The organism is Streptomyces spiramenti, from assembly GCF_012034385.1.
Lineage (GTDB): Bacteria > Actinomycetota > Actinomycetes > Streptomycetales > Streptomycetaceae > Streptomyces > Streptomyces spiramenti.
In genome coordinates this window covers 32,290-55,118 of sequence record NZ_JAAVJB010000007.1, presented here as the reverse complement: position 1 = coordinate 55,118, position 22,829 = coordinate 32,290, and the positions used below count along the sequence as shown (strand labels likewise).

Below are 22,829 nucleotides of genomic sequence, written 5' to 3'. Positions count from 1 at the left end.
ATGGCCACGTCCGTAGCGTTGACGCGGTCGCCCCAGCAGCCGCGCCGCGACGAAGGAGTGCCCCCATGCCCGAAACCGCGCCCACCGCAGCAGTCATCGCCGCAGACGCACCTGCCGTACCGCGACAGGACGAGGTCCTGACGGCGGAAGCTCTGCTGTTCCTCGCCGAGTTGCACCGACGCTTCGCCCCCCGCCGTGACGAGCTGCTCGCCGCCCGCGCGGCGCGTCGCCAGGAGATCGCCGCCACCGGGAAGCTGGAGTTCCTGCCGGAGACCGCGCACGTCCGGGAGGGCGAGTGGCGGGTGGCGCCGGCGCCTCCCGCGCTGACCGACCGGCGGGTGGAGATCACCGGGCCGACCGACCGCAAGATGGCGGTCAACGCCCTCAACTCGGGCGCCAAGGTCTGGCTGGCCGACTTCGAGGACGCCTCCTCCCCGACCTGGGAGAACGTCGTGGGCGGGTTGATCTCCATGGGTGACGCCTTCCGGCGCCGCATCGACTTCACCGACGACGGCGGCAAGAGCTACGCGCTGCGCCCGGACGAGGAGTTGGCCGTCGCGGTGATGCGCCCGCGCGGTTGGCACCTGAACGACTCGCACCTCAGCGTCGACGGCGCCCCGGCGCCCGCGGGGTTGGTGGACTTCGGCCTGTACTTCTTTCACAACGCCGCGCTCCTCACCGAGCAGGGCCGGGGGCCGTACTTCTACCTGCCCAAGCTGGAGAGCCACCTGGAGGCCCGTCTCTGGAACGACGTCTTCGTCTTCTCCCAGGCGTACGTGGGCATCCCTCACGGCACGGTCCGTGCCACCGTCCTCATCGAGACCATCACCGCGGCGTTCGAGATGGAGGAGATCCTCCACGAGCTCCGCGACCACGCGGCCGGGCTCAACGCCGGCCGCTGGGACTACCTCTTCTCTCTGATCAAGAACTTCCGGGACGCCGGGCCCGCGTTCGTGCTGCCGGACCGCAACGCCGTCACCATGACGGCCCCGTTCATGCGCGCCTACACCGAACTGCTGGTCCGCACCTGCCACAAGCGGGGCGCCCACGCCATCGGCGGCATGGCGGCGTTCATCCCGTCGAAGGACGAGGAGGCCAACGCCGTTGCCTTCGCCAAGGTCCGGGCCGACAAGGACCGGGAGGCCGCCGACGGGTTCGACGGGTCCTGGGTGGCGCACCCCGGCCTGGTCCCGGTCGCCCTGGAGTCCTTCGACGCGGTGCTGGGTGAGCGGCCCCACCAGAAGGACCGACTGCGGGAGGACGTGGCTGTCGGCGCCGCCGATCTGCTGGCCGTCGGATCACTGACGGCGCGGCCCACCTACGAGGGACTCCGCAACGCCGTGGCGGTCGGGATGCGATACCTCCAGGCGTGGCTGAACGGCCGCGGAGCCGTCGCGGTCTTCAACCTGATGGAGGACGTCGCGACGGCGGAGATCTCGCGCTCCCAGATCTGGCAGTGGGTCCATGCGGACGTCCGCCTGGAGGGGGCGCCCGCCGGGCGCGAGCAGGTCACCGCGGAGCTGGTCCGAGACCTCGCCGCCGAGGAGTTGGCCGCCGTCGCCCGGGATGTCGGCGACGAGGCCGTCACAGCGGCCGGCTGGCAGCAGGCCCACGACGTGCTGCTGCGTGTCGCTCTCGACGAGGACTACGTCGACTTCCTGACGCTCACCGCCTACGAGTTGCTGCCCTGACGACCGCGTGGTGCGGCATCACCCAACGGGGCCGCGCCACGCGGCACACGGGAGCCCGGACGTCTCGGCCGCTCGGGTGTCCCGGGACTCCGGGCTCGGGCCCCTGCGCATCCCACGGGCGACAGCCTCGACGCGCGGCGGGTTCAGTGGCAGGACGCGGTGACGGGACTCGACGGCCGGAGGTCAGCGGCGCGGCGGAGCTATCACCGTCACGGAGGTGACACCCGGACCGAACTTCCCAACAGCGGCGCGGAGTTCGGCGAGCGCCGGGCTGAGCACCCGGACCGATCCGACAGCCGATGCCACAAGCAGCAACCTACCGCTGAGGGCGGCCGGGTCGGCTGCCCCACCCGCCGCCATCCGGTGCAGGGCTGCGAGTTCGTGTTCGGCCACACCCCGGTCGACGAGCGGAGCCCGGTAGGCGTCGAGAGCGGTGCGCAGCCGGGAGCTGGCAGCGACCAGGGCCTCCCACCGCTCGTCCCGCGGGTCGATGTCGATGTCCAGAACGGCGCCGACACGGGACGCGACGGGTGGCGGTTGCTCGTTCTTCGAGGCCGTTCCATGAGCGGCACCCGGCGTTTCTGCGGTCCCAGCGGTCACTCGGCCCTCCCCTGGCCTCTGCTGCCGGTTCTGCGATCAAGGACAGTAAATATCACTGTCCGCGCAGTACGCCATACGCAGTGCGAAACTCCGCGTCACATTCCGGTGAACGCGCCCACTTTCGCGCCCCTTGGCGCACCACGTGCGCCCCGGGCGCACCCGGTTCACGCCCCTCTCGTGGGGCATCGGGCATCGGGCGGGCGGGGAGGCGCGGCCGACCTCCGGCGCACCCCTTCGGAACGCGCCCCTCCGGAAGGGGACTCCTCCGGAACGGGACTCTCCGGACCGCCGCCCGCTTGCGAACTCGGGCCGGGGGGGGGAGGCGAGGGTGGCGCAGGGGCGGCGAACAGACCGAGAAGCTGCGCTCCGCAACGACGTTCGGCAAGACTGGGGGCGGGCGCCCCCTGCTCCCCCGCCGTCCACCGCCCACACCGCCCACACCGCCCACACCGCCCACACCGCCCACACCGCCCACACCGCCCACACCGCCCACACCGCCCACACCGCCCACACCGCCTGGAGAGTCGATGACCCACAGCGTGTCGGTGCGCTGTCCCGCGTGCCGCCGTGAGCACGCCTACAGCCCGCCCGAGTACCCCTGCGCGTGCGGCGCGCCGGTGACGGTGCCGCTGCGGGCGGGCGCGACCGCCGTGCTGGTGCGGCACCGGTCCTGGTCCGACGCGTGGACGGAGGTGCCGTGCGGTTCCTGCGGCGAGCCCGGGCACTGGCCGCAACCCGAGTTCTGCTGCCCCTGCGGTGCGACGGTGCGACTCGCGCCGGACGCGGTGACGGGCAGCGACGCCGGCGACGGAGGCCCGGTCCGGCGCGCGCCGTTCCGGCCGCTGACCATCCGCACCGGGGACGACGCGGTCTCCTGCGCCGCGCACTTCCTGCGCTGGCTGGGGTTCAGGACGGTCGAGACGGCGGTGCCGCGTCCCGCCTCGGGTCTCGATCTGCGCGGACCCCGGGTGGTCGGCATGGTGGACGCGAGCACCGTGCCCACCGGCGGGGCATCGATCGAGACGCTGTGGCTCTACGCGATGACGGAGCAGCAGACCCCCGTGGCGTTCTCGCTGGCGGGCTTCGAACGGGGCGCCCGCAACCGCGCGGACGAGCTGCGGCTCGCGCTCTTCGTGCTCGACCTCACCGGCACACCGCAGCCGGTCAACGACGCCGCCGACGCCCTGCTGCACCGGGGCGCCGACGCCTGAACCCCCGTCCCGTGCCCCTGGGGCGCCCGGGAGGGAGCCCTCGTCACCTCCCGGCGGCGGGCGCCCCGCCGGCCGTCTCGGCGCCCCGGAACCGTGCGGCCAGGACGGTCAGCGCCGCACCCGCCACCGCCCACGCCGCGAGGACGAGCAGCGGCCCGGTGACGGCGTGCCCGTCGAAGTAGGCCACCGACCGGACCAGCCAGGTCCCCGCCCCGGGGATGAGCGCGGGGCCGATCTCGCGCCAGAACCCGGGCAGCAGCGGCCCCGGGTAGGCGCCGCCCGCGCTCGGGTTGCCGAGCACGACCACCAGCAGGATCGCGACGCCGATACCGGCCACGCCCAGCAGTCCCTGGAGGGCGAGGGTGGTCGCCCCCGTGGCGAGGACGACCAGCGCCCCGACCAGCGCGGTCGCCAGGATGCCGCCCGGCAGGGCGTCCAGGACCGGTCCGGTGATCAGCGCGCCGCCGAGGCCGGCGACGAGCGCGTAGCAGACGAGGACCAGCAGCCGGATGACGGCGCGTGAGGTGTTGGCGGGACGGGCCCCCCGGCTGATCGCCAGCACCGCCGCGCAGAGGTATCCGCCCACGCACCAGCCGACCACGAGGTAGAACGCCGTCAGGCCGCGGCTGTCGCCCGACGCCGCGGGTGCCACGTCCTCCACCCGGAGCTCACGGTCCTGATCGTCGGCGACGGCGCGCAGCACCTCGGTGACCGCCTGGGCGAGCGAGGAGCCGGCGCCGGTGGCGACCAGCAGCGTGTCGGTGGTGCCGTCCGGGTCGACGACGAGGGCTGCGTCGATCTCGCGGCGCAGCAGTTCCTGCCGCGCCGCCTCTGCGTCGGCGGCGGTGGGGCCGGTGTCGAGCGGGCCGCCCGGCAGCGCCTCCAGGCGGTCGGTGAGCTGCGTCCGAACCGGCTCGGGTGCGACGACGGCGACCGGGACGTCCCGGGGTTCCGGATCGTGGAACGCCCCCACGTAGGAGAGGACGAAACCGAGTTGCAGCGCCAGTACGCCCAGGACCAGCAGCGCCGCACGCGGCGTCACGGCCTGTGCCAGCTCCGCGAGGAAGCCCCGGCGTGGTTCCCGGGCGCCGTCACCGCCGCCTCCGCCGCCACCTCCGCCGTGTGCTGAGTACATCCGCCACGCCTCCTCGGTCCGCCGTGCCGCGTCCCCGGTTGCGGGACCGGGCAGGCCGCCGCCGGGCCCCCGGACCCGGTGACAGCCGGTCACCGGGCCGGATCGAGCGTGCCGCGGCGGCGGGGTCTCCCCAGCGAAGCGGCGCGCGCGCCGACGCGCATGCGGTACTGGGCCGTTGGGGTGGGTCGTCCGGCCCCGTCGGACTTTGTGAACTGGTTCACTCGCGCCTCTTGGCCCGGCCCCCGTGTTCATGCTGAGATGCAACCGCAACACCCTGTGACCGCATGACCATCGGCTCGAAGAAGCGCCTGGGGAGGGCACTGTGGCGGATCCCGCCGTTCTGCGTACGGTCCGGTCCGAGGGGGACGACCCCTTGACCCGGGCGGTCTGGCGCCTCCGTTCGCGCGGTTGCTGGGAGGAGGCCGCCGGACTGCTGACGCCGCTCGTCCCGCACCACCACGGCGCCGCGCTGCGCCAGGTGGAGCTCTACGTGGAGCGGTGCGTCCACACCTCCGAGGGGTGGGACAAGGCGGAGGAGGCGCTGCGGGCTGCGGAGTCACTCCCGCTCACCGACGCCGAGCGGGGCGTGGCGGCGTGCGAGCGCGGCTACCTGGCCTACGCGTCGACCCATCTCGGGGTACGGGACCGGACGGACGAGGCCCGTTCCGCGCTGGGGCGCGCCGCGGCGCTCCTGGAGCCGGCCGGGCCCGGACGACCGCTGCTGGACTTCCGGCGGGGGCTGATGACGCAGCACCTCAGCGACAGTCCGCAGGGCGCGGAGGCGTCCTACCGTCGGGCCCACGCCGAGGCCACCGCTCGGGGTGACCGGCCGCTGCGGGCCGCGGTCGCCCGCCAACTTGGCTGGTTGGCGGTACTTGCGGGCGAGACGGCTGTCGCGCGGGAGCACTTCGTCGACTCGCTGCGGTTGTGCGAGGAGACCGGCCATCTGGTCGGTGCCGCCCCCGCACTCGCCGCGCTGGCGGAGGTGGCCCCGGAGCCGGAGGCCGCCCGGCTGCGTGCCGAGGCGGCACGGCTGGTGCGGCTGCTGGGCGACGTGCCGCGATGGCTCGTGCCCCGGCTGGTGCCCGCGCAGTCCCCGCCGGACGCCGCGGAAGCGTGCGCTCCGCCCGCGGAGGCGTCGGCCGAGGCAGGCTGAGCGGGCCCGGGGTCCGTCGGGCGGCCGTGCACGGGGTCAGGTCCGCAGGTAGGAGGCCCCGTTGAGGTCGAGCACGGTTCCCGAGGCCCAACGCGCTTCGGCGGAGGCAAGGTAGAGCACGGCTGCCGCCACCTCTTCCGGGGTGCCGACCCGGCCGAAGGGGCTCTGCGCCCGCAGCGCCTCGCCCTCGGCGCCCGCGATCCGCTCCGCCTGCCGTTCGGTGGCGACGAACCCCGGGGCCACCGAGGAGACGGCGATGTCGTGCGGGGCCAGGGCGAGCGCCATCGACTGGCCGAAGGCGTGCAGGGCGGCCTTGGCGGCGCCGTACGCGGGGTGGTCGGGTTCGCCCCGGAACGCGCCGCGGGAGCCGACGTTCACCACCGCACCGCCCACGCCCCGGGCGATGAGGTGGCGGGCGACGTGGAAGGTGAGGTCCGCCGGCCCGAGCAGGTTGACGTCCGTCATGGCGCGCCAGGTCCGCTGCCAGTCGTCGAACCCGGCGTCGGTGACGGCGTGCCGGTTCTCCGGCGCGGGGGCCACTGCGGCGTTGTTGACGAGTACGTCGACGCCGCCGAGCTCTTCGACGGCTCGGGAGACCACGGCGGGGGCGGCGCCCCGGTCGGCCAGATCGCCCCCGACCAGGGTGTGGCCCGCACCGGGCAGGGCCCGCAGGGTGGCGCGCGCCTCGTCCTCGCGGGTCGCGAAGTGGACGGCGACCCGGTCGCCGTTCTCGGCGAATGCCGAGGCGACGGCACGCCCGATGCCCCGGGAGGCTCCGGTGACCAGCACCCGCCTCATCGGGCGAACACCTGGCCCGGGTCGGTGAACGCCTTGAACTCCAGGGCGTTGCCGGCGGGATCGTGCAGGAACATGGTCCACTGCTCGGCCGCCTCGCCCTCGAAGCGGAGTCTCGGCTCGACCACGAACCGGGCGCCCGCGTCGCGGAGTCGCGCGGCGAGTCGGTGGAACTCGGGGGCCGCGAGCAGCACCCCGAAGTGGGGCACGGGGACGTCCTGGCCGTCCACGGTGGAGGTGCCGGCTGCGGCGCCGGCGCCGGGGGCGAGATGGGTGACGAACTGGTGGCCCCACATGTCCCAGTCGACCCAGTGGTCGGTGGAGCGGCCCTCGGCGAGCCCGAGCAGTTCGCCGTAGAAGCGGCGGGCGGCGGCGAGGTCGTCGACGGGGACGGCGAGGTGGAAGACGGGGAGGGCGGACACGTTGCTCCTCGGTGGCGGGCGGAGGTCGAGGCCACTGTGGCACGCCCGCCGGGCACTCCGTCCCCGGCGGGACGGAGTGCCGGGCGGGCGGCCCGGGTCGCCGGCCGGGCCCGCGCGGCGGCTCCGAGCGTGTTTGAGACCCCACGCCGGGCCCGCGACGCCGGCTCCAGCCATCTGCTGCGCTGTCAGGAGCGCCCGAATACAACCCGGTATGAGGGCCCCCTCCGCCGTGCAGCTGACCGCATCTGGCGCCGCGAGCTGATCCGACGTGGGGTCGCAAAAACGCTCTCAGTCAGACCCGGGTGAGGTGGTCGCGGAGCAGTCGCTCCGCGAGGGTCGCCTCGCCCTCGGCCAGGGCGTCGAGCAGCGCGACGTGCTGGAGCGCGGTGGCCCGCAGCACGGACGGTGGGGAGGCCGGGCGGCCCGCCACGGGCGCCTGGCTGCGACGCAGCATCTCCACGGCCACCTCGGTGAGCTGCCGGTTGCCGGTGAGTTCCAGCAGACCGCGGTGGAACGCGAGGTCGGCCTCGGCGTACCCGTGGCGGTCGCCCCGTCCGGCGGCGGCGACGGAGGCATCCGCGACGGCGCGCAGGGCGGACCAGCCCGGGGCGCTGGTGAGGCACTGCCGGCCGGCGGCCTCCGTCGAACGGTTCTCCGGCTCCCCGCGTCCGGTCCGCGAGGTCGCGGAGGCGCGGGGTCCGGGACGGGGGCGTCGCAGGAGGTTGAGCACCGCGGGCACCTCCAGCGCGGTCCTGACCTCGGCGAGCTCCACGAGGTCACGGTCGCTGAGGCCGGCTACCCGGAAGCCCCGGTTGGGAACCACCTCGACGGCCCCCTCGCTGGCGAGGCGCTGCATCGCCTCGCGCACCGGGGTCGCGGAGACGCCGTAGCGTTCGGCGAGCGACCGCGCCGAGTAGACCTGACCGGCCAGGAGGCCGCCCCCGGCGAGGGCAGCTCGGAGTTCGGCCAGGACCTGGTCGCGGACGGAGTGCCGTGCGGGCATCTGCGGGCGTTCGGCCACCCCGTCGCCCCCCAGGGCGGAAGGGGGCGGGGCGACCGGGTGACGTGCCGGGCCGGGGGCCGGGTCCGGCCGGGTCTGATCCATCCGCTTCCGCCGTCCCGTCCGCACCGCGTCCCGCTCTGTTCCGACCAGCAGCACTCTAGGCGGGTTACCTGGTCAGCGCAGCCCCCGACGGGAAGGTAAGGTAAGGCTTACCTGGAAACGATCACGATGCGGTGGCACCATGACGCTCCTCCCGGCCGCTCCCGCCGGCCTCGCAGCACAGCAGCACACGGCCGTCGGCACGGCGGCTCCCACTCCCCTGTGGCCCGCCTACGAGGCGGTCAACGCGGTCCTCGGGCATATGCGGATCGAGGAGAGTGCCGACCCGGGCGCCGGCGGCCCGGCGGCCGGCGTGCTCCGCGGTTCCGACCTGGTCGAGGACGCGGCGGTGCTGGACGAGTTCGTCGGCTGGAGCGAGCGCGAGAGCGCCGCCGCCTACGGGGTGCCGGTCCGTCCGGACGTCGCGGCGGGATTCGCGCTGCACCGCTACGCCTGGCCCGCCACCGCCCTGTTCTCGCTGCCCTGGTTCCTGGTCCGCCGGGTGCCGCGGCTGACTCCCGCGGACGTCGCCCTCCACAGCGACGAGGGACGCGTGGCCGTGCGGGTGCGGGAGTTCGCCTGCCTGCCGGACGACCCGGCGGTGGACGCGCCCGGAGCGCGCCCCGTCGCCTCCGAGGAGGCGCTGCGGGCGGAGCTCCGCGGTGCACTGGCCGACCACATGGCGCCGGTGCTGGACGTCTTCGCGCCACGCATGCGCCGCCGGGCGCGCGCGATGTGGGGGACGGCGACCGACGAGCTCGTCGAGGGGCTCTGGTACGTGGGCAAGCTCCTCGGTGAAGAGCGGCGCGCCCGCGCCGAGGCCGAGCTGGTGCTCCCGGGCCGCACCGCGCCGTTCTCCGGCGGCGCGGCGTTCCGGGAGATCGACAAGCCCTGTGGCGGTCGGCTGCCGACCCGCGACCGGGTGACGTGCTGCTTCTTCTACACCCTCCGCCCCGAGGCCACCTGCGTCACGTGCCCCCGGACCTCCGACACCGACCGGGTCGTCCGCGAGGGACTCGCCCGGCCGGTCGAACAGGTTGCCGACGTACCGGCGTGAATTCGGAACAAACGCCCTACCGCCCCCGCGTACACCACTCGTTCGCGGGGGCTTTTCGCTGAGCGGGGCGGTTGCCTTCCCGCGTCCGCGAGGATTCTCGCGGATCGAGGACGCCCGCGGACGCACCGGCGGCGGGTGCGAGGACGACGGGTCGGACAAGGGGCAGCCGTATGACGCTGACCGATGTGCAGTTCAACTGGGTGCTGGCGGCGGCGATTCTGCTGGTCGGCATCCTGGTCGCGGTGGTGGTGCTGGCCCGGGGCCGGCAGCGCGCCGCGGCGGCGGGCGACGGCGCCGCGGAGGATTCCTGGGAGCGGATGGAGGAACGGCGTCGGCGCAAGGAGCGCATGTACGCCACCGCCTCGTACACGCTGCTCTTCTGCTGCGCCGGGGTGGCTGCCGCGCTGTCGTTCCACGGCCTCGTGGGATTCGGGCGCGAGAACCTGAACCTGACCGGCGGCTGGGAGTACCTGGTCCCGTTCGGCCTCGACGGCGCCGCGATGTTCTGCGCCGTGATCGCGGTCCGGGAGGCGAGCCACGGCGACGCCTCCGTCGCCTCGCGCATGTTGGTCTGGCTCTTCGCGGGTGCGGCTGCCTGGTTCAACTGGGTCCACGCACCCCGAGGGGAGATGCACGCCGGCGCCCCGCACTTCTTCGCGGGGATGTCGCTCTCCGCGGCCATCCTGTTCGACCGGGCACTGAAGCAGACACGCCGGGCGGCGCTGCGGGAGCAGGGGCTGGTCCCCCGGCCGCTCCCGCAGATCCGTTTCGTCCGCTGGATGCGAGCGCCGCGGGAGACGTTCGGTGCCTGGTCGCTGATGCTGCTGGAGGGCGTGCGGACGCTGGACGAGGCGGTGGACGAGGTCCGCGACGAGCGCCGCGAGCGGGAGACCAAGAAGCGCCGAGAGAAGGAGCAGCGGCGCCTGGAGCGATCCCGGAACCGGGCGCTGCGCCGCCAGCACCGGATGTTCGGCCGGGGCCGGGCACCCCGGATGGAGGTGGCGGTGGGGGCCGGCTCGGCAGCGGTCGGCGCGCCGGACACCACCGCCCGCGAACCGGGCCAGCTCCCTGCCGCACGGCCCGCGCCCGGCCTGTCGACGGCGGCCACGGCATCGGCCGCCGAGCCGAAGACCCGCGCATCGGTCAGCGGCAGCGGGCGGGCGCCGCTGGACACGCTGGAGGCGAAGCTCGCGCAGATCGAGAAGCAGTTCGACTGAGCAGCAGCCCCGACTGAACAGGAGTTCCGCTGAGCAGCGGGACGTCACGGAAGGGCGGGTCGGGCGCGGCGGCGTCGGCCCGCCCTTCCGTGACGTCCCAGGGCGGTCGGCGCCCCGGCCGGGCGGTGCGACCGACCGGGGCCCTGACGCAGTCCCGGTCGCGGCCCCGGCCCGCACGGCGGACCATGGGGGCTCAGGAGGTACCCATGAGCAGCCATGTCGACCGCCACGGCACGGCGGTGGTGTCCCTGCCGTCGGACCGCGGCATCCGGATCGTCCGCCGGTTCGACGCGCCCGCCGCCGAGTTGTACCGGGCGTGGACCACACCGGGGCCGGTGCGCCGGTGGTGGGGGTTGGCGTCCGCCTCGTGGCGGGTGTGCGAGATCGACGCACGCGAGGGCGGCACCTGGCGCTACGTCACCCATGAGCCGGGTGAAGGCGCCGACGGCCACGATGTGGCGGTCCACGGCGAGTTCCGTGAGCTGCGACCGCCGCACCTGCTGGTGACCACGGAGATCCACGAGTCCGTGCCGGAGTCGGCGGCGCTGGACACCGTCCAGTTCGACGAGGACGGGCGCGGCGTCACCACGCTCACCCTGGATGTGCTCCACGAGCGGCCCGCGCACCGGGACGCGCAGCTCGCGGCGGGGATGGAGGACGGCATGCAGGTCTCCCTCGATCGGCTGGAGGACCTGGTGACGGCGGGGCCGGACCGTCCGCACCTGCCGCCGCCGGCGGCGGCGCCCCCGGGCTGAGCCGCGAGGCGCGACACCGACGGCGGCTGTGCGGCTCCCTCGTCAGAGCAGGAGCCCCTGGGGCAGGACCCCCTCCAGCGACAGCAGGTGGCGCTTGCGGTCCACGCCGCCCGCGTAGCCGGTGAGTGTGCCGTTGGCTCCCACTACCCGGTGGCACGGCCGGATGACGCTGATCGGGTTGTGCCCGACGGCTCCGCCGACGGCCCGCACGGCGTTCGCCGGCAGCCCCGCGGCGGCGGCGAGCCCGCCGTAGGTGACGGTGGCGCCGTAGGGGATGGCGTCGAGGGCGTCCCAGACCCGCCGGCGGAACTCGCTGCCGACGGCCTCGACGGTCAGGTCGAACTCCTTGAGATCGCCCGCGAAGTAGGCGGCGAGCTGGCGTGAGGTCTCGGGGAAGGCCGCGTCGTCACGGTGCCACTCCCCGCCGACCTCGGGTTCGTACTTCTGACCCGCGAAGGTCAGGTGGCCCAGGACGTCCGGCCGGGGCCCGGCGAGGGTCATGTCGCCGAGGGGGCCGGCGACGACGGTGTAGAGCATGGTGGTGACTCCCGGTGGGTCGGAGTGCCCGCCGGTGGAGCGGCGGGCGGCTTCTCGGTTCAGGGGCGGTGCGACGGGGCGGCGAGGTCGAACGATCCTGCCGCCGTCGGGGCGCGGGACGCCCCGCCGCGGGACGGGGCGGGCGCGCGGGACGGGGCGGGCGCGCGGGACGGGGCGGATGCCGCGAGCCAGAGATGGTGCAGCGCGTAGCTCCGCCAGGGCCGCCACGCCCGTTCGTCGTCGGGGGTGCCCCCCAGCAGCTCCAGCCCGTGGCGGACGCCTGCGTCCCCGGGGGGCAGCACGTCCGGGTCTCCGAGCGCGCGCATGCGTACGTATCCGGCGGTCCACGGTCCGATGCCCCGGACGGCGAGCAGCCGCCGCTCCGCCTCCTCGCGGTCGGCACCGGGGTCGAGGACGAGGTCACCGGCGGCGAGCGCCGTGGTGAGCGCTCGGACGGCGGCTCGTCGGCTCTCCGGCATGCGGAGTTCCCCCAGAGGGGCGTCGGCAAGGTCCTCGGGGCCCGGGAAGAGGTGGGTCAGGCCGCCGTCGGCGGTGGGCAGCGGGGTGCCGCGCGCGGCGACCAGCGCCGCCGTCAGGGTCCGGGCGGCGGCCACGGTGACCTGCTGGCCGAGGACGGCACGTACCGCCAGCTCCTCCGGGTCGGTGGTGCCCGGGGACCGGACGCCGGGCCGGGCCGCCGCGGCGGCTCCCACCACGGGGTCCCCGGCGAGGCGTTCACTGACGGCGTACGGGTCGGCGTCGAGGTCGAGGAGTCTGCGCACCCGCTGCACCGCGGCGGTGAGGTCTCTCGGGTCCGCCAGCGCGAGCCGTGCGGGCAGCCACCCGGAGCCGCCGGACTCCCCGACCTCCACGACGCCGTGGCCGTGCGGCAGTCGCAGGGTCCGGCGGTAGCTGCGGGCACCGGGCAGTCCGAGGACCTCCTCGATCCCGGGGACAGCGCGCCGCGCCAGGAAATCGAAGACCTGTCCGGTGTCCAGGGCGCCCCGGTGGGCGAGTCGCAGCGCGATCCCCTCGCCCGCTCCGGCTCCCGGGCCGGGGCCCGCGGCACGCAGCTCGCCCGGGGTGCGGTCGTAGATCTGCCGCACCGTCCCGTTGAACTGGCGAATGCTGGAGAACCCGGCGGCGAACGCGACCGCGGCGATGTCCAGGGTGGTCGTCTGGAGCAGGGTCCGGGCGGCATGTGCCCGTTGCGCGCGGGCGAGCGCGACCGGTCCGGCACCCAGTTCGTCGATGAGCTGCCGGCGCAACTGCCGTTCGCTGTAACCGAGCCGATGGGCCAGTCCGGTGACGCCCTCGCGGTCGACCACGCCGTCGGCGATCATCAGCATCGCCCTGCCGACCGAGTCCGCCCGGGTGTTCCACTCGGCGGAGCCGGGGACCGCGTCGGGGCGGCAGCGGCGGCAGGCGCGGAACCCGTCGGCCTGTGCGGCGGCGGCGGACCGGCGGAAGCGGACGTTGGTCCGCTTCGGAGTGGTGGCGGGGCAGCTGGGACGGCAGTAGATGCCCGTACTCGTGACGCAGGTGAAGAACACCCCGTCGAAGCGGGCGTCACGGGCGCGGACCGCTTCGTACCGGGCTTCGTCGTCGTTCATACCCTCCAGTGTGACGCGCCCGGCCGTCCCGGTCCGGCGGAAAACGGACACGGCCGTGGCGCGTCCGGGCGCCGCGGGGCAGCCGGACGCTCACGGCCCCGTCCGCCCCGCCGGACCGGGCCGGACCGGCCGGTCCGCCGCCTCAGGCGTCGGGTGCCAGGCGGGCGGGGAAACCTCCGGTGGCGACGGGGCCCCAGCGCTCCGGGGTGATACGGATCAGGGACTTCCCCTGCCGCACCATGGCCTCGCGGTACTCGTCCCAGTCCGAGTGCTCCCCCGCGATGTTGCGGAAGTACTCGACGAGACCCTCCACCGCCTCGGGAACGTCCAGCACCTCGGCTGTCCCGTCGACCTGGACCCAGGGCCCGTCCCACTCGTCCGAGAGCACGATGACGGAGGCGCGGGGGTCGCGGCGGACGTTGCGGGTCTTGGCGCGCTCGGGATACGTGGACATGACGATGCGGCCGGCGTCGTCCACGCCGCAGGTGAGCGGGGAGCCCTGCGGGCTGCCGTCGCCGCGGCGGGTGAGGAGGAGGGCCCGGTGGCGGGGGCGCAGGAACTCCAGCAGTTCCGGGAGTTCAACACGGGTGTTGGTCGCGATCGATGGGGTCATGCCCCGACCCTAGGCGCTGACCGGCTGCTTCCCGGCCGACCGGTGGCGTGTGCCGGACCGCGCCGCAGCCGGGCCCGCCCCGCCGCGGGCCGTCGGACGCCCCGCCAGGGCGCCGCCGTCCCGCGCCACGGCGACGGTGCCCGGGCGGGCCCGAGAGCGGGCCCGCCCGGGCACATCAGCCCGTACGGGGTGCGCGCGGCGGTCAGGCCGCGACGCCCACCGGGCGTCGACCGGGAGTGAGGGCCACCTCCAGGACGGTCCGGACGTCGGAGACCGGCCGGACGTCCAGCCTCGCCAGGACCTCGGCGGGGACGTCGTCCAGGTCGGGCTCGTTCCGGGCAGGGATGATCACCGTGGTGATCCCGGCCCGGTCGGCGGCGAGCAGTTTCTGCTTCACCCCGCCGATCGGCAGCACCCGCCCGGTCAGGGAGACCTCCCCGGTCATCGCGACGTCGGGCCGCACCTGACGGCCGCTGAGCAGCGACGCCAGCGCGGTGATCATCGTGACGCCGGCGCTCGGGCCGTCCTTGGGGACGGCCCCGGCGGGGACGTGCAGGTGGACGCCGCGTTCCTTGAGGTCTCCGACGGGGAGTTCCAGCTCGGCGCCGCGCGACCGCAGGTAGGAGAGAGCGATCTGCCCGGACTCCTTCATCACGTCGCCCAACTGACCGGTGAGGGTCAGTCCCGCACCGCCCGTCTCCGGGTCGGCGAGTGACGCCTCGACGTACAGCACGTCGCCGCCGGCTCCGGTGACGGCCAGACCGGTGGCCACGCCGGGCACCGCGGTGCGGCGTTCGGCGGGGTCGTGGGCGGCCTCCGGGGTGTGGCGCGGCCTGCCGATCAGCGCGCGGAGGTCGTCGGGCCCGATCGTCACCGGCAGCGCGGTGACGTCCGACTCGCCCCCCGCGGCGACCTTGCGCAGCACCCGTGCCACCGCGCGTTCCAGTCCGCGGACCCCGGCCTCCCGGGTGTACTCGCCGGCCAGTCGGCGGAGCGCGTCGTCCGTGACCGTCGCCTCGTCGGCGTCGAGTCCGGCGCGTTCCAGCTGCCGGGGCAGCAGGTGGTCCCGTGCGATGGTCACCTTCTCGTCCTCGGTGTACCCGTCGAGCTGCACCAGCTCCATCCGGTCCAGCAGGGGCTGCGGGATGCTCTCCAGCGCGTTGGCTGTGGCGAGGAAGACCACGTCGCTGAGGTCGAGTTCGACCTCCAGGTAGTGGTCGCGGAAGGTGTGGTTCTGCGCCGGGTCCAGGACCTCCAGCAGGGCCGCCGCCGGGTCGCCGCGGAAGTCGCTCCCGACCTTGTCGACCTCGTCCAGCAGCACCACGGGGTTCATGGAGCCCGCGTCCTTGATCGCGCGGACGATCCGGCCGGGGAGCGCGCCCACGTAGGTCCGGCGGTGACCGCGGATCTCGGCCTCGTCGCGGACGCCGCCGAGGGCGACGCGCACGAACTCCCGGCCCATGGCGCGGGCGACGGACTCCCCCAGGGAGGTCTTGCCGACGCCGGGCGGGCCCACGAGGGCGAGCACGGCGCCGCCGGGGCGCCGGTCGCGCGACCGGGACGGAGCCGCCTCCGGGGTGGCGTTCTCGGCGGCGCGGTCGCGGGCCGCTCGGCGCTTGCGGACCGCCAGGTACTCGACGATGCGGTCCTTCACGTCCTGGAGGCCGGTGTGGTCTGCGTCGAGCACGGCGCGCGCCTCGGCGATGTCGTAGGCGTCCTCACTGCTGACGTTCCACGGCATCTCCAGGACGGTGTCCAGCCAGGTGCGGATCCACCCGGCCTCGGGGCCCTGGTCACCGGCGCGTTCCAGCTTGTCGACCTCCGCCAGTGCGGCCTTGTGGACCTCGGGCGGCAGCGCGGCGGCCTCGATCCGGGAGCGGTAGTCCTCGTCCGCCTCCCCGCTCCCGCCGTCCCCCGTCAGCTCGGACAGCTCCTTGCGGACCGCCTGGAGCTGGCGGCGGAGCAGGAACTCGCGCTGCTGCTTCTCGACGCCGTCCTGGACGTCCTTGGCGATGGAGTCGGCGACCTCGCGCTCGGCGAGGTGGTCCTTGAGCAGGCCGGTGGCCAGCCGCAGCCGGTCGACGGGGTCCGTGGCCTCCAGCAGGCTCACGCGCTGCTCGGTGGTGAGGAACGGCGAGTAGCCGGCGTTGTCGGCCAGTGCGCCGGGGGCGTCGATCTGCTGCACCCGGTCCACGACCTGCCAGGCGCCGCGCTCCCTCAGCCACGCGGTGATCAGCGCGCGGTACTCCGTGACGAGCTCGCTGACGGCGCCCGGCAGCGGGTCGGGCAGGACGTCCCGGATCTCCGACCCCTCGACCCAGAGCGCGGCACCCGGTCCGGTGGTACCGGCACCGACCCGTACCCGTCCCAGTCCCCGGATCAGGGCGCCGGGGTCGCCGTCGGCCAGCCGGCCGGTCTGTTCGACCCGGCCGCGCACGCCGATCGCCGCGTAGCGCCCCTCGGTGCGGGGGACGAGCAGCACCTCGGGCTTCCCGCCGGCCGGTGCCGCTGCGCGGGCGGCCTCGACGGCGGCCCGGACCTCGGTGTCGCTCAGGTCCAGCGGGACGACCATGCCGGGGAGCACCACGTTGTCGTCCAGCGGCAGCACGGGCAGCGTGAGCGTTGTGCGCGAAATTGCCATGACCACTCCATCCGCAGATAAGTTGAGCTATGAGGACTCAATGCGGGGAGCGGGGAGATTGTTCCCGCAGCGGGTGGGGTGTTCGCCGAGAGCGATCGGTCACTGCCCCGGGGGCGTTCGCCGTCACAACGCGGCCCGCGGAGCGGCGATTCCCGCGCGGCCGGTCGCTCTCGGCGGGGGTGCGGCACGCACCGCACACCCGCGCCGCCGATGTCAGCGGCGACGGCCGCCCCGACCGCCCGTACCGGGGGTGAGCCCCCGCTTGGCGTCGCTCTCCCACCGGCCCCGCGCGGCGCGCCGCTTCCACTCCTTGCGCTGCTCGGCCCGGAGCAGCGCGTCGGCCCTCGCCGCCAGCCGGTCGTTCTCGCGGAGCAGCTTCCGGTAGCTGTCCAGGCGGCGCGAGGCGAGGACGCCCGCCTCGATCGCCCCGAGAACGGCGCACCCGGGCTCGGTGCGGTGACCGCAGTCACCGAACCGGCAACGACCGGCCAGCTCCTCGATCTCGGCGAACGTCGCGCCGACACCCTCGGCGGCGTCCCAGAGGCCGACGCCCCGCAGTCCCGGCGTGTCGATCAGCGCCCCGCCGCCGGGCAGCGGCAGCAGCTCCCGGGCGGTGGTGGTGTGGCGCCCCCGACCGTCGCTGTCCCGGGTCTCCTGCACCCGCTGACCACCCAGCCCCGTGAGGGCGTTGGCGAGCGTGGACTTGCCCGCCCCGGAGAGGCCGAGCAGAGCGGCGCTGCCGCCGCGGAGCGCTGCCGAGAGCTCGGCGACCCCCGCGCCGGTGCGCGCGCTGACCGCGAGCACCCGGACCCCGGGGGCGGCTGCGCTCGCGTCCCCCAGCAGGTGTTCCACGTCCGACGCGAGGTCGCACTTGGTGAGGACGACCACCGGCCGGGTGCCGGCGGCCCACGCCAGGGAGACGAAGCGCTCCAGGCGCCCGACGACGAAGTCGTCGGCGAGCGAGACGGCGATCAGCGCCGCGTCGACGTTGGCGGCGAGCACCTGGCCCCTGGCCGCCTTGGTGGAGCCGGAGCGCAGGAAGGCGGACCGGCGGGGCAGGAGGGCGCGGAGCTCCCATGCCGCGCCACCGGGGGCGAGCACGGCCCAGTCGCCGGTGCAGACCCGCTCGGTGGGGTCGGCCGCGGGCCGGTCGACGAACCCCGCGCGGACGCTGCCGTCGGCCGTGAGGAGCTCGCACCCGCCTCGGTCGACACGGGTGACGCGGCCGGGGACGACGCGGGGGTCGCCGGCGAGGAAGGGAGCGAGGGCGGCGTCGTACGCCTCGTCCCAGCCGAGCCGGTGGAGCGGGTCGCCCCGGTCGGGCACGGACACGGACGACGCCGTGCTGTCCGCCGGCGACGCGGGGGACACCGGCGACGGGGCGGACGGCGCGTCCGGGAGAGGAGCGGAGGAGGTGGTACGGGAGGTGCTGCTCACGACAGGGTGGGCCTTCCGGGGACGGCTCCCCGGTGGCGCGCAAGCGCGCGGAGGTCAGCCGGGGTGCACGGAGGTGGAACGTACGGAAGCGGCGGACACGCCGCGCGGAACGCTGTGGAGGACAGCCATCGTTCGCACCTCCCTCCGCCTCACGGGCCCACGGCCCGGCCGTCGTGCGATCCGGCCGGACCGCACGCACGGCACGCTACCGAGCGCCGTCGCGGGCGGGCAACGCCTTTTCCGCTGCCCCGTCCCGGCGACGGGTGCACGCTGGAAGGAGCACGAGCGGAGGTGGGCATCATGGCGACCGTCGCCGGATGGCACATCGAACTGGAGTTCAACGAGATCGGATCGGAGACGAGGGCCGTCGCCCTGCTGCGGTTGCCGAACGGGACCGAGCTACGCGCCCACGCGCACGCGGACCGACACCCCGACGATCCGTCGCAACCGCGGGTCGGCGAGGAGGTGGCGGCAGCCCGGTTGCTCAACGAGCTCGCCGGACGGCTGCTGGCCGAGGCGGAGCGGGAGATCGAGCGGGCGACGACCACCCCGGCGCATCTGACGCTGTGACCCGCGCAGGAGCCTCGTCTCCTGGGCCCTGTCCGGTGAATCCCGCTCGGCCCGCGGCGCGAAGTGCCGGACAGGCTCTGACGGACCCCGGGCCGCGGTGCCCGCGCCCGCACCGGGCGAGCGGCCGTCAAGGCATCGGCGGGGCGGCCGGGCGGCCGTCAGCGGACCCGGCGCCCCGCCTCCTTGCGGCGGCGCTTCCGGGCGGCCTTGAGCTGCTGCCGCAGCTCCGACGGCCGCAGCGTCCCGGCGAGCCGCATCGCGGTGGCGGTCATGTCGTACGCCTGGACCCCGAGCTTCTCCGCGCGGCTGCGCCGCTCCCGGACCGCCGCGAGCATCGCCTCGGCGGCGGCCTCGCGCGCCTCATCCGTCTCCGCCCGCGCCGCGGCGGTGGCCGCCGTGGGCCAGACCCGGTCGACGGCTGCGTTGAGCGCGGCCCCGACGAGGACGGCGAACGCGGAGACACCCAGCCAGAGCAGGATCGCCACCGGCACCGCGAGCGAGCCGTACATGGACGGTCCCTCGACGGTCGTCCGCAGGTAGGCGCGGAGGGCGAAGGCGCAGACGGCCCAGATCGCCAGCGCCACCATCGCCCCGGGGATGTCCTCCCGCCAGGGCGAGCGCACCGGCACCGAGACGTGGTAGAGCGTGGTCAGGAAGCCGACGCAGAGCAGCAGCACCACCGGCCAGTACGCGATCCGCAGCTGTCCCTCCAGTCCGGGGAACCAGCCGATGGCAAGCTCCGGCCCGATGACCAGGGCAGGGACCACCACCGCGCCCACGGCGAGGCTCACCAGGTACATCAGGAAGGCGAGCAGCCGGGTGGCGGCCGGGTTCCGGTAGCCCTCCATCCCGTACATCACGGTGATGGTGCCGACGAAGACGTTGACCGCCCGTGACCCCGACCAGAGGGCGACCACGAAGCCGAAGGACATCACGTCGGGCCGGGGCCCCTTGGTGAGGTCGTCGATCAGCGGGCGCACCACGTCGTTGACGCCGCGCTCGGAGAGCATGGTCGTCGAGACGTCGAGGATGTGGCTGCGGGCCGTCTCCAGCATGTCGGTGCCGGCCAGCGCGTCCAGGCTGCTGAGGAGGCCGATCAGCCCGAGCAGCAGCGGGGGCAGCGACAGCAGGGTGAAGAAGGCAGCCTCCGCGGCCATGCCGACGATGCGGTGCTCCGTGCAGGACTGCACGGTGTCGCGCAGCAGCAGCCACACCAGCTTCGCCTTGGGAATGCGGTGGTACAGCGCGACCCGCTCCGCCGCGTCCCGGTCGTCGGCCCCCACCGCCGCCGGGGGGTCGGGGACGCCGGCCCCGTCCGCGGTGGATCCGGGCTCGCCACTCCCGTGCGGGCCCGGCTCCGGCCCGGCTCCTGGGACGGGTCCAGGGACGGGTCCGGTGCGGGGTTCGGGCGCGCCGCTGCCGGGTTCGGGCGCGCCGGTGCCGGCGGCGCCCTCGTCACCGGGTGCGGGCGGTCCGGGCCGGGGGTCCTGCCCGGTCCGGTGGGATGCGTCGTCGGCGGTCACGCCCATAACGTAGCCGCATGACCTCCCGCACCCACACGGTAGCCAACCAGTCCCCTCCCCTCGCCGACCACGACGTCTTCACCACGGACGCCGCGCTCCGGGAGGGGGTCGCGCACTACGTCTCCGAGGAAGGCGCGGCCCGACTGGCCGCCGAGCTGTCCGAGTTGGGCCGCGAGGCCGGTTCCGCCGAGGCGCAGGAACTGGCGCGGCAGGCGAACGAGTCGCCGCCCGTGCTGCGCACCCACGACCGCTACGGGAACCGAGTCGACGAGGTCGGGTTCCATCCCGCGTGGCACCGGCTGCTGGGCCGCGCGGTGGAGTGGGGACTGACCGGAGGCCGCGGCGAGCCCGGTGGGTTGCTGCGGCGCGCGGCGGGGTTCCACGTCTGGTCGCAGGTCGACGCGGGGCCGGGATGCCCGGTGTCGATGACGCACGCCGCGGTCCCGTTGCTGCGGGCCGAGCCGTCGCTGGCCGAGGTCTGGCAGCCGCTGCTGACCTCGCGGCAGTACGATCCCCGGCCGGCGGCGGCCCCCGAGAAGCGGGGCGCGCTGGCCGGGATGGGCATGACGGAGAAGCAGGGCGGTTCCGACCTGGCCGCAGGTACGACGCGGGCACGGCCGGCGGAGGGCGCAGCGAGCGGCATGTACGCGCTGACGGGTCACAAGTGGTTCTGCTCCGCCCCGATGTCCGACGTCTTCCTGGTGCTGGCGCGGGCGGAGGGCGGCCCGACCTGCTTCCTGCTGCCGCGGGTGCTCCCCGACGGCAGCCGCAACGTCTTCCGGCTCCAGCGGCTGAAGGACAAGCTCGGCAACCGCGCCAACGCCTCCGCGGAGGTCGAGTTCGACGAGACCCTGGCGTGGCGGGTCGGCGAGGAGGGGCGCGGCATCGCCACCATCCTGGAGATGGTCGCCGCGACCCGGGTGGACTGCGTGACCGGCTCGGCCGCGCTGATGCGCCGGGCGGTGGCGCTGGCGATCCACCACGCGACGCACCGGGAGGCGTTCGGCGGGCCGCTCGCGGACAAGCCTCTGATGCGGGCGGTCCTGGCAGACCTGGCGGTGGAGTCGGAGGCGGCGACCGCTCTCGCGCTCCGTCTGGCCGCGGCCTGCGACGGGGCGGCGGCGGGGCGCTCGCACGACCGCTACCTGCTGCGGCTCGCGGTGCCGGCGGCGAAGTTCTGGGTCTCCGGGCGCTGCACCGCGTTGGTGGCCGAGGCGATGGAGTGCCTGGGCGGCAACGGCTACGTGGAGGAGTCCGGCATGCCGCGGCTGCTGCGCGAGGCCCCGCTGAACTCGATGTGGGAGGGGCCGGGGAACCTGCAGGCGCTCGACGTGCTGCGGGCACTGCGGACCGAACCGAACGTGCTGCACGCCTTCCTGACCGAGGTGGGCCAGGCCGCCGGGGCGGACCACCGGCTCGACGCGGCCATCAAGGAGGTGCTGACCGAGCTCTCCGACCTCCAGGGCATGGAGGCACGGGCGCGCCGGCTGGCGGAGCGGATCGCGCTGGTGCTCCAGGGGTCGCTGCTGGTGCGCCACGCGCCTCCCGCGGTCGCGGACGCCTTCTGCGCGACGCGGCTGGGGCGCGACCGGGGGCTGGCGTTCGGCACGCTCCCGGCGGGCCTGGACCCGGCGGCGGTCGTCGCCCGCGCGACGCCGGTGCCCTGACGTGACCGCCGGTGGGTGCGCGGGGGGCGACGCCGGGCCGCCGACGGCCCGAGGTCGGCATGGTGCGGCGGAGGCGGTCTGATTGGCTGAGGCCATGAACGGACACGTCGAGGCCGCCACGGCCACCGAACTCACCGAGGTCACCACCTGGTCGCTGGAGCAGACCACTCCCCAGGCGCTCCGCCCGTCGGGCGGGCGCGTGCCGGACGGTCTGCGGGTGGCGCGCGCGGCGGTGCCCTCCCCCGAGTTCAGCCGCTTCCTCTACACGGCGGTGGGCGGCGACGTCCGGTGGGTGGACAGGCTGGGGTGGGACCACGCCCGGTGGCGCGCGTACCTGGACCGGCCCGCGGTCGAGACCTGGGTGGCGTATCTGCGCGACACCCCGGCCGGCTACATCGAACTCGACGGCCAGGCGGAGGGTGTGGTGGAGATCGCCTACTTCGGGCTGCTCCCGGCGTTCCGCGGCAGGGGTGTCGGGGGCCACCTGCTGACGGTCGGGACCGCACGTGCCTGGGACCTCTCCGCCCGCTGGCCGGGGCGGGAGGCGACGCGGCGGGTGTGGCTGCACACCTGCACCAAGGACGGCCCGCACGCGCTGGAGAACTACCGGCGGCGCGGGTTCACCGTCGTCGGGACGCGCACCGGGACGGAGCCCACCGTGGTCCGGGCGCCGGGCCCCTGGCCGGGCGCCCACCCCCTCGACCCGAGCGACCACGTCGGACCCGCCGGAGCGCACGACCGCTGAGCCCGGCGCGCCCGGCCCGGCGGGCAGTCTCGCCACCCCACCTGGCACGTCCCACCATTCGGGACAGTTCCGTCCGCATTTCGGAAGACTGTGGACTGACGCACGGAGTGCGTGCCAATCTTTCCGTCATGTCCCGCGCAGGAGTTGCCCTGGTGAGTCGACGCCACGTCGATCTCGGCCGCATGTCCAGCGCCAGGTGTCGCGTCCGCCGGTAGGCGCGGACCGCCCGGAGCCCCCGACTCCCGATCACCGCCGCCCGCACCCGCGGTGCGTGCCCCCGCCCTGCCCACCACACCTCGCCCCGCGCGACGACGCGCGTACCGACCGCACCGAGCCACCTCC

At 75.0% G+C, this 22,829-nt stretch carries 20 protein-coding genes; 9 read left to right on the top strand and 11 right to left on the bottom strand.

The window, feature by feature from the left end:
• Window positions 1–65 precede the first annotated feature (65 nt).
• Entirely contained in the window at window positions 66–1,691 is a 1,626-nt protein-coding gene (gene aceB / locus HCJ92_RS02110) for a malate synthase A (RefSeq protein WP_167931630.1), read from the top strand.
• Between the two features lie 183 nt (window positions 1,692–1,874).
• Here aceB and HCJ92_RS02105 read toward each other — a convergent pair whose 3' ends face one another.
• Window positions 1,875–2,291, bottom strand: a complete 417-nt coding sequence (locus HCJ92_RS02105) for a DUF5955 family protein (protein WP_338053972.1) — start codon at window positions 2,289–2,291, stop codon at window positions 1,875–1,877.
• Window positions 2,292–2,818: 527 nt separating this feature from the next.
• Between HCJ92_RS02105 and HCJ92_RS02100 the strand changes: the two genes are divergently transcribed.
• A complete protein-coding gene (locus tag HCJ92_RS02100) occupies window positions 2,819–3,502 on the top strand; it encodes a hypothetical protein (protein WP_167931629.1) in 684 nt (227 codons plus the stop codon).
• Between the two features lie 43 nt (window positions 3,503–3,545).
• Here HCJ92_RS02100 and HCJ92_RS02095 read toward each other — a convergent pair whose 3' ends face one another.
• Entirely contained in the window at window positions 3,546–4,637 is a 1,092-nt protein-coding gene (locus HCJ92_RS02095; RefSeq protein ID WP_245240479.1) for an ABC transporter permease, read from the bottom strand.
• A gap of 373 nt (window positions 4,638–5,010) precedes the next feature.
• On the opposite strand from HCJ92_RS02095, the gene HCJ92_RS02090 reads away from it, so the two are divergent.
• Complete coding sequence (locus HCJ92_RS02090; RefSeq protein ID WP_338053971.1) at window positions 5,011–5,793, top strand: hypothetical protein; 783 nt, start codon at window positions 5,011–5,013, stop codon at window positions 5,791–5,793.
• A 36-nt stretch (window positions 5,794–5,829) separates the two neighbouring features.
• Here HCJ92_RS02090 and HCJ92_RS02085 read toward each other — a convergent pair whose 3' ends face one another.
• From HCJ92_RS02085 to HCJ92_RS02075, 3 genes are all read right to left on the bottom strand, one after another.
• Complete coding sequence (locus tag HCJ92_RS02085; protein ID WP_167931627.1) at window positions 5,830–6,591, bottom strand: SDR family NAD(P)-dependent oxidoreductase; 762 nt, start codon at window positions 6,589–6,591, stop codon at window positions 5,830–5,832.
• A complete protein-coding gene (locus HCJ92_RS02080) occupies window positions 6,588–7,010 on the bottom strand; it encodes a VOC family protein (protein WP_167931626.1) in 423 nt (140 codons plus the stop codon). The genes HCJ92_RS02085 and HCJ92_RS02080 overlap by 4 nt, the downstream gene beginning before the upstream one ends.
• 292 nt (window positions 7,011–7,302) lie before the next feature.
• Complete coding sequence (locus HCJ92_RS02075) at window positions 7,303–8,115, bottom strand: GntR family transcriptional regulator (protein ID WP_167931625.1); 813 nt, start codon at window positions 8,113–8,115, stop codon at window positions 7,303–7,305.
• 139 nt (window positions 8,116–8,254) lie between these two features.
• Here HCJ92_RS02075 and HCJ92_RS02070 point away from each other — a divergent pair, with 139 nt between their 5' ends.
• The 3 genes from HCJ92_RS02070 to HCJ92_RS02060 all read left to right on the top strand — a co-directional run bounded on the left by HCJ92_RS02070 (window position 8,255) and on the right by HCJ92_RS02060 (window position 11,141).
• Window positions 8,255–9,169 carry a (2Fe-2S)-binding protein gene (locus HCJ92_RS02070; RefSeq protein ID WP_245240478.1) on the top strand — a complete coding sequence of 305 codons (915 nt, stop codon included), beginning with the start codon at window positions 8,255–8,257 and terminating at the stop codon, window positions 9,167–9,169.
• Between the two features lie 170 nt (window positions 9,170–9,339).
• Window positions 9,340–10,386: a DUF2637 domain-containing protein gene (locus HCJ92_RS02065; protein ID WP_167931624.1), complete on the top strand. Its 1,047-nt coding sequence runs from the start codon at window positions 9,340–9,342 to the stop codon at window positions 10,384–10,386.
• Window positions 10,387–10,592: 206 nt separating this feature from the next.
• A complete protein-coding gene (locus HCJ92_RS02060) occupies window positions 10,593–11,141 on the top strand; it encodes an SRPBCC domain-containing protein (RefSeq protein WP_167931623.1) in 549 nt (182 codons plus the stop codon).
• Window positions 11,142–11,183: 42 nt separating this feature from the next.
• Here the strand turns inward: HCJ92_RS02060 and HCJ92_RS02055 are convergent, their stop codons facing one another.
• The 5 genes from HCJ92_RS02055 to rsgA all read right to left on the bottom strand — a co-directional run bounded on the left by HCJ92_RS02055 (window position 11,184) and on the right by rsgA (window position 17,877).
• A complete protein-coding gene (locus HCJ92_RS02055) occupies window positions 11,184–11,678 on the bottom strand; it encodes a methylated-DNA--[protein]-cysteine S-methyltransferase (protein ID WP_167931622.1) in 495 nt (164 codons plus the stop codon).
• 59 nt (window positions 11,679–11,737) lie between these two features.
• Window positions 11,738–13,291, bottom strand: a complete 1,554-nt coding sequence (locus HCJ92_RS02050) for an AlkA N-terminal domain-containing protein (RefSeq protein WP_167931621.1) — start codon at window positions 13,289–13,291, stop codon at window positions 11,738–11,740.
• A 142-nt stretch (window positions 13,292–13,433) separates the two neighbouring features.
• Window positions 13,434–13,904, bottom strand: a complete 471-nt coding sequence (locus HCJ92_RS02045; RefSeq protein WP_167931620.1) for a PPOX class F420-dependent oxidoreductase — start codon at window positions 13,902–13,904, stop codon at window positions 13,434–13,436.
• 202 nt (window positions 13,905–14,106) lie between these two features.
• A complete protein-coding gene (gene lon / locus HCJ92_RS02040) occupies window positions 14,107–16,545 on the bottom strand; it encodes an endopeptidase La (protein WP_167931619.1) in 2,439 nt (812 codons plus the stop codon).
• Between the two features lie 213 nt (window positions 16,546–16,758).
• Window positions 16,759–17,877 (bottom strand): ribosome small subunit-dependent GTPase A, encoded by a 1,119-nt coding sequence (gene rsgA, locus HCJ92_RS02035; RefSeq protein WP_167931618.1) that lies wholly within the window; start codon window positions 17,875–17,877, stop codon window positions 16,759–16,761.
• 402 nt (window positions 17,878–18,279) lie between these two features.
• Here rsgA and HCJ92_RS02030 point away from each other — a divergent pair, with 402 nt between their 5' ends.
• Entirely contained in the window at window positions 18,280–18,552 is a 273-nt protein-coding gene (locus HCJ92_RS02030; RefSeq protein WP_338053974.1) for a DUF1876 domain-containing protein, read from the top strand.
• 158 nt (window positions 18,553–18,710) lie between these two features.
• Here the strand turns inward: HCJ92_RS02030 and HCJ92_RS02025 are convergent, their stop codons facing one another.
• On the bottom strand, window positions 18,711–20,075 hold the full coding sequence (locus tag HCJ92_RS02025; RefSeq protein WP_338053970.1) for a YihY/virulence factor BrkB family protein: 1,365 nt from the start codon (window positions 20,073–20,075) through the stop codon (window positions 18,711–18,713).
• Window positions 20,076–20,092: 17 nt separating this feature from the next.
• Between HCJ92_RS02025 and HCJ92_RS02020 the strand changes: the two genes are divergently transcribed.
• The gene (locus tag HCJ92_RS02020; RefSeq protein WP_167931616.1) at window positions 20,093–21,742 is read left to right on the top strand and encodes an acyl-CoA dehydrogenase family protein; all 1,650 of its coding nucleotides are present in this window, start codon (window positions 20,093–20,095) and stop codon (window positions 21,740–21,742) included.
• Window positions 21,743–21,836: 94 nt separating this feature from the next.
• Window positions 21,837–22,487, top strand: a complete 651-nt coding sequence (locus HCJ92_RS02015; RefSeq protein WP_167931615.1) for a GNAT family N-acetyltransferase — start codon at window positions 21,837–21,839, stop codon at window positions 22,485–22,487.
• Window positions 22,488–22,829 lie beyond the last annotated feature (342 nt).